At 61.9% G+C, this 12,660-nt stretch carries 10 protein-coding genes and 1 pseudogene; 2 read left to right on the forward strand and 9 right to left on the reverse strand.

The annotated features are described in order from the left end of the window. Window positions 1–23 precede the first annotated feature (23 nt). The 5 genes from MTR72_RS15265 to MTR72_RS15285 form a co-directional block, all read right to left on the reverse strand. Window positions 24–317, reverse strand: a complete 294-nt coding sequence (locus MTR72_RS15265; RefSeq protein ID WP_341510470.1) for a hypothetical protein — start codon at window positions 315–317, stop codon at window positions 24–26. A 1,522-nt stretch (window positions 318–1,839) separates the two neighbouring features. Beyond that, window positions 1,840–2,793, reverse strand: a complete 954-nt coding sequence (locus tag MTR72_RS15270) for a Wadjet anti-phage system protein JetD domain-containing protein (protein WP_341510631.1) — start codon at window positions 2,791–2,793, stop codon at window positions 1,840–1,842. Window positions 2,794–3,011: 218 nt separating this feature from the next. Beyond that, window positions 3,012–6,446: an SbcC/MukB-like Walker B domain-containing protein gene (locus MTR72_RS15275; protein WP_341510471.1), complete on the reverse strand. Its 3,435-nt coding sequence runs from the start codon at window positions 6,444–6,446 to the stop codon at window positions 3,012–3,014. Next, the gene (locus tag MTR72_RS15280; RefSeq protein WP_341510472.1) at window positions 6,443–7,081 is read right to left on the reverse strand and encodes a DUF4194 domain-containing protein; all 639 of its coding nucleotides are present in this window, start codon (window positions 7,079–7,081) and stop codon (window positions 6,443–6,445) included. Before MTR72_RS15280 ends, MTR72_RS15275 begins: the two co-directional genes overlap by 4 nt. Next, window positions 7,071–8,600, reverse strand: a complete 1,530-nt coding sequence (locus tag MTR72_RS15285) for a Wadjet anti-phage system protein JetA family protein (protein WP_341510473.1) — start codon at window positions 8,598–8,600, stop codon at window positions 7,071–7,073. Before MTR72_RS15285 ends, MTR72_RS15280 begins: the two co-directional genes overlap by 11 nt. Window positions 8,601–8,857: 257 nt before the next feature. On the opposite strand from MTR72_RS15285, the pseudogene MTR72_RS15290 reads away from it, so the two are divergent. Both MTR72_RS15290 and MTR72_RS15295 read left to right on the forward strand, forming a co-directional pair. After that, a pseudogene (locus MTR72_RS15290) lies at window positions 8,858–9,488 on the forward strand (hypothetical protein); the annotation flags it as partial. Between the two features lie 71 nt (window positions 9,489–9,559). Next, window positions 9,560–10,156 (forward strand): hypothetical protein, encoded by a 597-nt coding sequence (locus MTR72_RS15295; protein ID WP_122405223.1) that lies wholly within the window; start codon window positions 9,560–9,562, stop codon window positions 10,154–10,156. Here the strand turns inward: MTR72_RS15295 and MTR72_RS15300 are convergent, their stop codons facing one another. From MTR72_RS15300 to MTR72_RS15310, 4 genes are all read right to left on the reverse strand, one after another. Then, the gene (locus MTR72_RS15300; RefSeq protein ID WP_341510475.1) at window positions 10,157–10,447 is read right to left on the reverse strand and encodes a hypothetical protein; all 291 of its coding nucleotides are present in this window, start codon (window positions 10,445–10,447) and stop codon (window positions 10,157–10,159) included. 227 nt (window positions 10,448–10,674) lie between these two features. Continuing rightward, window positions 10,675–11,694 carry a HipA domain-containing protein gene (locus MTR72_RS15305; RefSeq protein WP_341510476.1) on the reverse strand — a complete coding sequence of 340 codons (1,020 nt, stop codon included), beginning with the start codon at window positions 11,692–11,694 and terminating at the stop codon, window positions 10,675–10,677. After that, window positions 11,582–12,046: a HipA N-terminal domain-containing protein gene (locus MTR72_RS40360; protein WP_445819584.1), complete on the reverse strand. Its 465-nt coding sequence runs from the start codon at window positions 12,044–12,046 to the stop codon at window positions 11,582–11,584. The genes MTR72_RS15305 and MTR72_RS40360 overlap by 113 nt, the downstream gene beginning before the upstream one ends. Continuing rightward, on the reverse strand, window positions 11,940–12,206 hold the full coding sequence (locus tag MTR72_RS15310; protein WP_341510632.1) for a helix-turn-helix domain-containing protein: 267 nt from the start codon (window positions 12,204–12,206) through the stop codon (window positions 11,940–11,942). Before MTR72_RS15310 ends, MTR72_RS40360 begins: the two co-directional genes overlap by 107 nt. Window positions 12,207–12,660 lie beyond the last annotated feature (454 nt).

The raw sequence follows: 12,660 nt of genomic DNA on the forward strand, positions 1-12,660 counted from the left end.
GCTAACGTGCGCGGCGGCAGCTTTCAGCGGTCCCATGATCGACTCGAAAACGCCACAGCAGCATTCTGATCAACAGGATCATTGACGCTCCGCGATTTGGGCGGTCGTGCGTTACGTATTGAATTGTTTGCCGCAGAGTTGCGCTGGCGTTCATCGATCGGCGATGAGACCGCTCGACGCTCAAGCCTCCGCTCCAGATCCGCCAATCCTGCCTTACATTCGGCGACAATCGATTGGGCGCGAAGCAGCTTGACCTTGAGCTCGTCCTGTTGCCTGAGTATTTTCTCAGGATCGTCCTGCATCAGCTCATTGACCATCTGCAAAGCACCGATTGAAGGCCGCCGCTTAGCTCCACGAACCCAGGCTCGGCATCTCGCAGATGCGCGCGCTTGAGCCACCGGCCAAAAGTGACGCAAACAATCGCGCTGCTGAGGTATAAGGCCTTTACCCTGGTGTGCACCATCTTGTTGAGGACCGCCATTCGTCGCGAGCCCTTTACAAGACAAGCGGATTCTGGCCGGCAAACCGAAGCGCGATCCGAATATGGCAGAGTTCGCGACGCAGGCGCGCGGTTTGGAAAGCGCATCAGGAGACCTTTGCCGTCGATCAGGCGGGCAACTTTCATCTGAACACCTGGATTGGGTGCCGAACGAGCATCATGGTCACAAGTGGTTTCGTCACATATTCAAGCAACCGGCATGCCAATGCCTCTTGAGCGCTTTTACGAAGAAACGATGTCGGTTTTCCCGCAGCACGTAGTTGCAGGCGGTGCTGTTGTCGGGTTTGAAACAAACGACGTCTTGAACGATACAGCCAAAGCCGCAACCACGACGGTGATAGCAGCGCTCACTATAGCAGCGGTCAATATAGAGAGAAGATTTTGCGGACGTCGGCCAGAATGCTCTCACCATTTTTGAGCGGTGCGTTGTTCTGTGAGAACATGCTATCGCTGGCCATGGCGCCGACGATGCGAACACGACCGCAGCGATAAGATCGTGTCAGCGAGGGCAAAGGATAGCTGAAGCGCAATCCGGGGCAGCGTGTTCATGAGGAAGACAGCAGAAAAAGCTGATTGGGCTTTCGCTCAGTTACGTGCTCGGCCTGAAAACTGACCTCGGCGCAGTTGGTATCTGGATTGGCCTATCGATCGGCAAGGCCGTCTACGCGGCCCTCCTTGTACTGCGCTCGCAGCTTTTGGCGGACAGAGCTCCCATCGCAAGCACGAATGATGCTTCAGCCTGAGCCTTGAGCCATCGATCGCGCCTTCGCGCTAAGCACGTCGAGGCGACGCCGAATCTCGCTCCAACGAACTTAAGTTTACTCCTCGGAAGACAAATGCTTGAAGGCCGAGCGCGATCGACCAATCGCTTGATCTTGCGACAAGTTGACAATTGCCCTTCCGGCGCTACCGCGCTGCCCGACATGGCCGGGTACAGCGGGGTTGGGACCCGGACTAGGGCCGAGGTCGGCATCACCACTGAGGACGACATCAAGTGTCGATCGGCGAGGCGATCATCGCCGCGCGTTTGGAGACGGCACCAACATAGTGGTCTTGTTTGGGTGATTGTCGACAAACCGTTGACCGACTGGGGCTATCGTAGTCGAATCAACGGACTAACACACGGTTACAGAGATTCCCGTTCTTCACTTCTGGAGGGGAGGCGGTACTTCGGGGCGTTGTCGCCATGGTGCCAATGGGATTGTCGAAGCACGGCAAGGAGCCGCCCTACTCATGGCGTTCGCTCTGCGGAACACAGCTGTTGTTCAACAAAGGCCGACGGAGATCGTCGACCGAGGAAGCTCATCCGGATCGATACCGCGTTGATCCGCGCGCATTTTCTAATGAAGCTCTGGCAGGACTGGATCGAGTTCTTCCTGCTCGAGCGTCTTGGCTCCATCTTCCGCCAGGTACGCTGCCAGAGCCGCGATACCGGAGTCTGGTGGACATCGAGCGGGTGCCGATTTTTTGAACGGCACTTGTCCCAAGCGCTCGGCAACTTCGACGCTCATGAGGTGGGGACGGATCGGTCGATCGACGGCGCGCTCGATGGTGTGGAAGATCCAGGTGCCGTCCGGATCGATGTCCGACCAATGAAAGATCGGCGTCTGTTCGGATACCAATCCTGCGATCGTCCGCAGCGCCTGCTGGGTGGCAAGCGAGGGGTACCCGCCGACATACATGGTCGTTCCTAATCGGCCGGGGTCCGCCTCGGCGATGTGCCGGTTGAAGCTTGCGAAGTTTTCGATCGTCAGAACGTAGGCCGGCGGCTCCCGGAAGCGGACGCGATCTGCTTCCTTGGGAGCGATTCCGAGATAATGCGGAGATATGCTGGAAAGATCGGCTCCGTCGAGGTCGATCTTGCCCGCGATCAGCAGCGGCGGCGCGAAGCGCTCCAGTCCGATCGCTCGCAGTGCCTCGCGGGGGCGGGCGCCAGGCGGAAAGTCCATTATGCCGCTCAAAAGCCGGACCACGGCACCCTCGATGCGCTCGAGTATCTTGCTGTGCCCCACCGTACGTCGCGAGAAAGTTTTGTAGTCGACGTCCAGATGCTTGTTATCGAGGATCGCCTGGGCGAGAACGAATGCGTGGCGCAGCGTGTCGACGTCGGACGAAGCGAATCCGTGCCACGTCTTACCCCGCGCCCACACCTCTGCGATTTGAGAACCGCTGTTCTTCAGGGACTCGTGCAGCGCCACTCCGGCTACAAGCCGCGCGGCGGCGTCCTCCGCGATCCGTGACGCCGGGGTGCGGCCGAGATATCGGTATAAGATCTCCGCCGAGTCCAACCGCACGTGTGCCACTTGATCTCGCTTGGCGCCGCGCCCCCAGCCAATGGAGACCGAGCCGGCACTTTCGGCTTTCCTGATCTGCTTCAGGAAAGCGTCCGCCGCGACTACCGACGAGAAAGCGGCATAGTCGGGGTGGGCGATTGGGCTTGCGGCCCCGGCCTCGAAGCGATCGAGCAGGTCGTTCAGCAGGCCGATCGCGTCCGTGAAACGTCGCGCCATAGCTACTCGGCCGCCAGACGGGTGGCGAGCTCATCTTCGGACATCAGGTCCGGATCGATGGCCATCAGCTCGCGCTTGGCCTTCTCCTTCAGTTCCACCACTGTGGCCCTGGACTGTTCGCCGATGCGGTCCACCTCCACGATTGTGTCCATGTGCTCGAGCACGGCGACCCGCTTCTCGAACGGCGCCGCGATCACGAACTGGAGGCCGAGGTTTTTGTAAAAGCTCATCATCTGCCGCTGGTTCTTGCCGTCCATCTTGGAGAAGGCCTCGTCGAACATGGCCAGGGCGAAGCCGGCGGGCTTGCCGGCACGACGCTCCGCGCTGCCGTAGACGGCGGCCAGCGAAGCGCCGATGGCGACGTAGATGGGCACCTGCTGTTCGGCGCCGGATCCGGTGCCGCGCCGCTGCTCCCAGCGGGTTGATCGACCCGTAGCTACATCCTCCATGTGAATCTCGAAGGTGTAGAAGTTGCGGTAGTCCTCGAACTGGGTGAAGTCCTTGACTGGATCCTCGAGCAATGCCTCGAGCGCAAGGATCGTATCCTTGTGCGGGAAGTCATCGGGCACGTCGCCCCGGAACAGCATATCGAGCGCCTCCGGGGACGTCTTGGCGATCTCGATGATCTTCAGGATCGGCTGGAATTCCACGACCTGGGTGCGGTGGAATGAATATCGCTCGTTATGGAAGGGATGTGCGTAGAGGCTACGGTTCAACGATTGCAGCTCCCGCTCCATCTTGCCGATCCGGGCCGTGAGCGCGTTGATGAACTCGCCGCGCAGCAGGGTGGAGGCCTTTTCCGCCGCTTCCCGCGCCTGCCGTTCGTACTGGCGCAGCTCGTTGGACTCGATATCCGCGATGAGCTGCTCCATCCAGGGCTTCACCTCCCGCAGCGGCTCGCTCTCCGCGCCGACTTGCGAGCTCATCCCGAACTGGTCGAAGTAATCGTAAAGGAGCTCGCGGACCCGCCGCTCGATCCGGAGGCGTTCGGCGTCCGAGGCGTCCGCATCCTTCAGCGCCCTGTCCGCGATGGCGCGGTGCTTCTCCGCGAAGCCCTTCTGGGCTGCGGCATCGAGGCGCTGGCGGTAGACGATCCTGCCCTTCGCCGCGGAGTAGAGCGGGAAGGTCTTGCGATAGATCGACCGGGCGACCCGCAGGTTGAGCTCGGAGCCGGGCACGTTCTCGCCCTCTCCGAGCCTCCTCTCTGCCGATCTGACCTCACCGTCATGCTCGCCGAACGCCTTCTGCTGGATCTTTCGCTCATCGAGCCTCTTGTCCTTCAACTTCTGCTGGGCCCTTTTCTTGTCGCGAAGTCCACCGTCGCCCGCGCCGTCGAGTGCTTCGAGCCTCGCCTGGGCTTCGGCGACCTCGGTCTGCGCGGCCGCGAAGGCTGCGGCGCAAGCCTTCAGATCGTCACGTCCCTCGCAGATGGTCTTCAGCGCGGCAAAGGCCTGCTCCGCGGCTTGGGCTTCCTTGCTCTTGTCGGCCAGGGTCCGATCCAGTTCCTCGGCCTGATCCTGCAGGGAGCGCAGGGCGTTCGCCTGGGCCGCCTTTCCGATCTTGTGCTGCGCGGCTTCGATCCAGCGATGGGTCCTGACGAGTCCGTCGTCGTAGAGGCCGTCCTTCATGATGGCCCGGCCGGGCCTGTTGAACTGGTCGAGCGTGTCCGCGAGGCGGACCGTACCGTAGCGGCGCATGATGAAGGCCATCGCGTCCGGATCCTGGCTCCGGAAGATCGAGGGGAAAGTGCCGCGCTCCGGCTTGGCCCTGAACTGCTCGAGCTTGTTTAGGCTCACTAGTGATGCATGGCGAAACTCGCGGCGACCTTCCTTGAAGATTGCCGTGGCGGCGCTGATATCCGCCCTGTCCACGAACACGGCTTCCCGGTCGCGGCCGAGGAGCGCCTCGGCGGCTCCGACCCACTCGGGTTCGGCGACTTCGATGATGTCGCAGAGCACGCGCGGGACCATTCCCCTCTGCCGCAGCCTGCGGCAGAGCAGCTCGGTGTCGTCGCCGAGATAGGCCCGTGCGCCTCCGGCGGCGTGCTGTCGGATCCGTTCGAGCACCTCGTCGCGCCGGCCTCGGAGCCCGGAAAGCTCCGCGATGATCGTTTGACGCGCTTCGTCGATCTTCGGCAGCCATTTCTCGCCGCTTGCCGCGAAGGACTTCTCGGCCGCGGAGAGCTCGTCGGAGACGCGCCCGATGTCGACGCCGGCGGTGGCGCTCAGAAGACGCTCAAGCGTAGGAACGAAGTCCTCGAAACCGTCCGCGCACATCGCGCGGAGCGGCTCCAGGCGACCGATGTTCTCCGTGCGAGCCTTGAAGTCCGCCGAGGCGCGGTGCGCCGCCTGCCCGGCCACATCGGCGGTCTGCTGCAGGGACTTTCTGCCGGTCTTGGCATCGTGCTCGGCGATTGCGGCCGTGAGGCGTTCGATCTCGTTATCGATAACCTTGACGTCCTCGTCGATGAATTCGAGCTCTTTTGCTGCGGCATCCCGGCGCGCCATCTCGGCACGCCGCTTGGTCTTGAAGTCCAGGTTTGTCGCGCGCGCCGCGAGCCAAGTCGCGCGTTTTGCGATCCACTCCTCCCTGAACTTGGTCTCGAGCGCCTCTTCCAGTGCGGCGAGAACCCCTCGAAGCGCCCTGAGGGCTTCGAGCCTGAGGCGCATCTTTCGGATGGTTTCGCTGATGTTGCGGTAGGTCTGGATCGACTCGCGCAGCTCCTTGATGCCGATCGGACTGTCCTCGAGGATGTAGTTCCGCACGAACTGCGTGGCCGTCTGGTTGTGGTCGAGCGTCATCGCGTTGACGATTGATTTCTGCAGGGCGCTGGCGTTCTGCTCGCCATAGGGCGAATGCGGCAGAAGATGGCGCATGTACTCGCGGACGTAGTCGCTCGCCCGGTCGCGATGATTGACGAAGTTGCCTTCGCCGACCGCAGCGACGATCCGGGCGCGCACGTCCTCCCACTGCGCCGGGAATTGCGACTTTCCTCGCTGCTCGATGAAATCCTTGGAGCTCAGAACGGTCCCGACGGCGACGAACAGCGCCAGCACGGTCTCCCTGCTGTCGGACTTGCGCGCCTCAAGCGCCATGCCGATCGTGACCGGCGGTCGATCGCCTTCCTTGTCTTCGAACCCTAGCGCGACGTAGGTGCGCGCCTCGTCGCGCCGGCGCTGGTCTTCGCCGAGCGTCCCAAGACAGTAATCGACGACGCTGCGCTTCGAGCCGCTGCGCGCTTTTCCGCTGTCGCCGGCGACCGCGTTCAGGCGCAAGAACCGCCGGCTGGCGCCGGTGAGAACGACCTGTGCCATGTCGAGGATCGTCGATTTGCCGGACCGGTTCTCGCCCAGCACCCCGACGTGTCCTGTCACGTCGATGTCGGCGACGTCGAACAGGTGCCAGTTCACCATCGTCAGGTGTCGTAGCTCCATCATGCCTCGTCTCCTGCGGGCTGCGGAAACCGCGCCTCCTCGCTACGGACGTAGCGCTCAAGCCGTTGGAGGGCATCGCCGCCACTGATCAGCTTGATCATCGGGCGGATCCTGATCTCGCAGTCCTGCTGCTCATCGTCAAAATCACCGATCTCGACCAAACTGCGTTGGGCCGCCTCGCGCAGGATGTCCCGAAAGCGGCCGGGCGAGATCGCGCCTCCGCCGCCGTGTTGCGCCATCTCGCGGTAGCGATCGAACAGGTCGTTCAAAGTGGCCACTACGACGGCCCGGTCCTCGACCGCTCCGACGTTCACCTCCTGCTGCCAGTATGCCGCCAGCACCAGCACAACAATGGTTTCGTCGAGCTTCATTCGAGGCAGCGGCACGTCCTCGTCCATGGCGACGATGCCGGCCCACTGCGCCTCCGGATCGCGATGGACGCGGTATCCGCAACTATCGAAGAAGCCGTCGACCACGTCGCGGAAGCGGCCATCCATGATCGTGTTGTAGACTGTCCCGGTCCGGGGATCTCCCGCGAACACGAACTGCCGCCGTAGCAGGAAGTGCAGCGCTTTGCGGAGGTCGGCTGCCTTTTCCGCGCCGAAGGAGCGCTCGACGTTTTCGATCTCACTGAGCATGGGCTGCCTCTGGTTTCCGGAGGGGGCCGGATCGCCTGACCACGAAGTTCGCACACCGAAGCCATTCGCTGTCGTGGGGCGGCGTGTCTGGGCGCGGCTCCAGATCGAACCCGGCCGCGACCTGCGCCGGGACCTCGCCCGTCAACGCATATCGGCGGGCGCAATCGAAGGCGAGAAAGTCGTCCACGGTATCGATTTCCATGAAGCGGGCTTCCCTGGTCGCGAATGGCGGCACCTGGCCCTCCAGGAATCGTCTGACATCCTCGGGGCGGGGCGCGATGCGAGCGATGTACTCGAGGCGGAGCTTCTTCCGCAGTTCGTACAGCGGGTCCGACGGCGGCTCGGCGAGCTCCCTTGCCTCGACGGGACGGCGCGGCTGCCTGGCCGGCGCCTGATGGTGCTCCGACCAGGGGGACCGCAGCGGCTCGATGCTCCATTCGATAGTCGCCTTGTGGTGTCTGCCGTCCCGCAGTAGGGCATCCAGGCGCCGCACCAGGTCGCCGGCCCGGCCGACGAGTCCCTGCCCGCCCCGCTCGGCGTACTTAATGGTGTTGCGGACCCGGGCTTCGAGCTGCCTGCGGAAGGCCTCGATCCTATCGAACATCTCCCCGATCTGATCGAAGATGCTTTCGATGGCCAGCAGGTCGTCGGCCGCGGCCATTCGGCCATCCTCGAGGTCGGCTGCCATGCTGGAAGCTGTGTACTCCTCGGCGAGGACCTGCATGGTTTCCGGGGTGTAGGAGATCCTCCGCGCGAGATCGACGATGGCGTCGCGGAAGCGGTACGGATGGTTGACGGTGAGGATGGACTCGAAATCCTTCAGCAGGAGCTGGTCGACGAACTCCTCGAAAAAGGCTTCCAGCCGGGTAGCGACTGTTTTCGACTCCATGACGGTCCGTCGGACGCGCTTTAGGTCGGCCAGAATGGCCCGCAGGCTCTTAGTGAACTGGTCGGCCTGATTGCGCGCCTCGCGGACGGCGAGCGCGGCTTCGCGCTGCTTGCGGTCGGTGATCTCGGGCCTCAGTTTTTCGACGGCCTCCAGGTTGAGGCGGATTTGCACGATCAAGCCACCGAATCGCTGCGAGAGATCCTTGTTGAGGCTCGCGAGCCGTTGGATCACGAGCAGCGGTCCCATAGCCATGTCCACGGTAACGCGAAGCCCGTATTCCTCCTCTTCAAGCCATCCCCAGGCGAGCAGCCGGGCGTACAGTTGTCGGGCAAGACCGAGCGCCTTGTCGCCCTTCTCGGACGCGAGCGCGACGTCGGCCTTCCGGATCCGGCGGCGTCCCGCCGAGATCATTTCCGGCAGGCTGCCGAAATCATCGCCTTCGCTCCACAGGGCGGGGTTGGCGCGCATGACGTCGTAGATGGCATGGACGACCTGCTGAGGGGTCGGAAACGACGGCGCGCCTGAAAAGAAGCGTTCATGGAGGTCGAGCAGACAGGCCGCGTACAGGTGCTTGTGATCGCGCGAGAAGGCCAAAAACGCGTCGTCATGCAAATGGCGGAACAAGGACAATCGCTATCACTCCCTGAATCGGCATCATCCAAAAAGGGATGCAGCTTGCCGCTCCGGCACTCAGAATCTGCCGAGTGGATACCTCAGTCGAGATGTATCGCAAGGCTGCTGCAACTGGAAGAATCTGTTCACTGTATGTTCGTTATAGCTTGGCAAAGCGTTGCTGTCGAGGTGTAGCTCTCGCCATTACCAGTTGGCGTATTGGTCTCCCTGTTGTTCCTCAAGGGCTCGTCGATCGCGTTCCGCAGCGCCTTTGCTTCGTTGACAAGAAGCAAAAGAACGTGCAGCCACGAGATCAACGTCAAAGGCGAACGTAACGCCGAAAGCACCATGGACTTCCTGCATGACGTCCGCAGCCGCGTCATCGGCCAGCCTGAGATTTCAACGGACGGCTTCCATCCCTACCACGGAGCGATCCGCAATGCCTTCGGCCCGGACGCCTCTCATGGCGTGATCGTAAAGACCTACTCGGTAACGCATCTGGTGAAGGAAGCGCAGGGCCGCTACTCGCCCGCCGCCGTAGTAGTGGTAAGCCGTGACGTAATATCAGGCAATCCCGATCAGTACGTTTCAGCCAGCTATGTTGAGCGTCAGAACCTTTCGCTGCGCATGGCTTCGCGCCGGTTCACCCGCCTCACCAACGGCTTTAGCAAGAAGCTGGACAACCACGTTGCGGCGGTCGCGCTGTACGTCGCGCACTACAATCTGTGCCGCGTCCATGAGGCCCTGCGCACGACGCCAGTTAAGGCGCTAGGCGTGGCTGACAAGGCATGGAGCGTTGCCCAGCTTGTTGACGCCGCACTCTCCGTGGAGCCTGCACTGCCCACTAAGACGCCGCCAGATCGTCGCCGGAAGTTCACGGTCATTCAGGGAGGGAGGCAGGGGTGAGTCATAAAGACTCACTAAAAATCCTTGCTGAATCAATGATTCTGATACTCTGCCATCCAAGGAGATTCGGAATGGCAGACCCAACTTACAATTTGAACGGCGGCTTTAAGCCGACAATGAAAAGGTTCGCTGATCTCAGCGGGCCTGATTTTTTCCCCACCCCACCGTGGGCAACGTTTGCTCTGATCGACAATGAAAAATTCACCGGCGAGATTTGGGAAAGCGCGTGTGGTGATGGGACGATGTCCCGGGTGCTAGAGCAGACCGGGCAGCCCGTTCGCAGTTCTGATTTATACGATCGCGGCTATGGCGAGATCGGCTTTGACTTTCTTGAGCCGAAATGGTCAGCCGACAACATCGTAACCAATCCGCCTTACAACTGCGCTGAGGGCTTTGTCGCCAGCGGCGTCAAGCATTCGAACCGCAAGTTCGCACTGCTGTTGCGGCTTGCCTTCTTAGAGGGCGCGAACCGCGCAAATACGATCTTCGCAAAGATACCGCCCGCTCGGGTCTGGGTTTTCAGCGAACGTATTACTTTCTATCCTAGCGGCGTGGAGCCCAAGGGCAGCGGAACGACGGCTTATGCATGGTTTGTTTGGGATAAAGAAGCGCCGGGCAGAACCGAACTGAAATGGTTCAAACCCGGCTATAAGGCGAAGTTCTCCTAGCTAGGCTGCAACCTCGCGCCCCGGCAGCGCCAAGCCGCCGGGGATGGCGACAAGCTTGCCTTCGTAGATGGCGTTTCCGGGCGACGCTTTATGTGAGGTGATGTTGCGCACCTGCTGCTCCCATAACGCCTCGCCTGGCCGGGTCGGTGATGGCGCAAGGTCTTCGGCTGAAAGCGTTAGGTAGTTCGGAGTTTCTTCAATCAACTCTTTAATGGTCGCACGACCTGTAGCTCGATCGGTAAGAACTTTGATGGCCGCTTCGGCAACTTCAGCTTCGGTAACTCGGGACATATTCCCTACCTCCATTCTGGTGGAGTCCAGAGATAGGTTCGCGCAATGGTAGTTGGAGTCAGTATAACTACGGTGTGTAATTTCAGTGGCCTACTTTGAAATCCCGAGTAGCCTATTTCGGCCAGTACCCCAGCCTCGCTGTGCCATGAGTCTTGAGCACGATGTGCAGCCACGTTTCAGGCGGCGAGGCAGGCGGGCTCGGCTTTCGCCGCGACATGCGTCTAGTCCTAGGGCGTTGGGGCTGCTGCGTCTTCCGGCGCTGGATCCGCTTGCTTTAGGCGCTCTAGGTAGCCGCGTGCGCGCGAAATCACCGCCTCGACCACCGTGTCCAGGACGGGATCGCCGCCGGCTGGCATGGCTTCGACCTCGGCCTTGGCCGCCATTGCATGGTGCGTCACGGCCTGAGCAATCTCGGAGACGCGCCGGATCGTCTGCGCTGGAGAGAGCTTGCAGTCAATGGCGAAGCGCTCCCAGTGATCGCGTCCGAGCTGGTCAGCCTGTTTCTGCCCGCCGATCTTCTGCGCCATGTTGCGGGTGATCTTCGGATATGGCGCCGCACAGACGATGTCGTAGCCTGGCGCCATGGCGGCGCCGCGCGCCGATAGCATCAGCGAGTAATTTTTGGCGTGGGAATCCGTGTTCCACACCATCGGATTGAAGATGGCGAGATCGACGAAGCGGGCCGTGTCCTGTGCTGTCATGTGGCGCTGGGTCAGGCCGATCATGTCGGCCAATGATGGTCCTTTTAGGCCTCTATCGTTGTTCTGGTGCTTGGCAGCTGGCGGCCGGCCGAAGGCTTGGCAGAAGTCCTCCTGATGCAGCCGCCGCCACCTCTTGCCGTCACGGCGGCGGTCATAGCGCTCAACCAGCAGATAGCTACGCTCGCCTGCCGTCCCGGTCGTCACCTTTGGAGTCGGGATTCCGATCATGCGCGCGAGCGTCAGGCAGAATGCCTCGTTCTGGACGGCGCCAGGCAAGAGCTCGCCATCGGGCTTGATGATGTGGGTCGATGGCGCGCCGTCGATCGGTATGTACAGGGTGTCGCCATCCAGAGCGACGGCAAGCTTCGTCTGCACACCGGCAAGCGACATCGACACGCCATCTTCGCCGACGAGGAAGGGCCTGTGGGGTAGCTCATTGAGGATGCGCTCGAGCGAGGCCTTGTCGGGGATCTCTCGCCCTTTGCCGGCGATCAGCCCGGTGCCGGGTTGTCCGACGGAGAGCGCGCCGGCGATGTCGCGGCCCATCTCGGCAGGAAGACCGATGATATCGTCCCGGCGACTTGCCGAGCATATGACCTACGGTCCCGAGAGTTGCGTTCTCCGGCAGCAGATTTGCCGCCCATGGCAGAATTGCCGAGGCATCGTGCGACGCCCGCGAGAGCGGCATGGTGAGCGACACAGGGAAGGCGCCGGTCAGCCCGCGCCAGGATTCGGCATAGGTGAAGGCTGACGCTTCGTCGGCGGCCGTGATCCAGCCGACCTCTCGCGTCTCAAAGTAGACCGGAAGACGGTCCATGAGGCTCCTTCTCGTCGCTGTCGGGAATGTCCGGTGTCTTGGAAGTGTTCGCGCGGCGGGCTTGGGCATCCTTGAGAACATCCTCGATGCGCAGCCCGAGCACGTTTGCCACGTGCAGGCTGCGCCCGAGCTGACAGGTGCTTTTTCCGGCCTCGAGGTCGACGATGAAGCGCTTTCCTGTCCCGCTCACCATGGCCAGCTCGTCCTGCCGGAGGCCTTGGCGTTTGCGTTCTTCCTGGATGAGACGACCGAATGCTGCAGCGAGCTCGGCGGCTTGGCGTGCGACACCGGTCTCGCCCGGAGCCTCGGTTCCGCCCGAGGGGGGAGTGCCCTTTGGAGGCGTGTTCTAGTTCTCTCGTCGTAAAGTTACCGATCGGGAACTCTTCGCTCAGTTCCGGTGGAAGGAGCACAAAAGTTACCGAGCGGGAACATTTCCCTGAAAGCGCGCCTGAGCGGCCCGGAAAGCGGGTCCTTAGCGTCCGCTCGGTCTCGAGCGGCGCTGCCGGCCCCACAACGATCCCAGCAATCTTGTGCGGCTCACTAACCGGCAGCGCATGGGCGATATAGGGGACGATCTCGCTGCGGCGAAACGCCGTCAAAACAAGAGGCTAGGTGATCGGGCGTGCCCATGATTGCCAGCCGGACCAAATGGCGGAGGCTTCCTCCTGTCCGTACGCGAGTTCAACTCAGCACCG

This window comes from Bradyrhizobium sp. ISRA442, from assembly GCF_038085055.1.
Classification (GTDB): domain Bacteria; phylum Pseudomonadota; class Alphaproteobacteria; order Rhizobiales; family Xanthobacteraceae; genus Bradyrhizobium.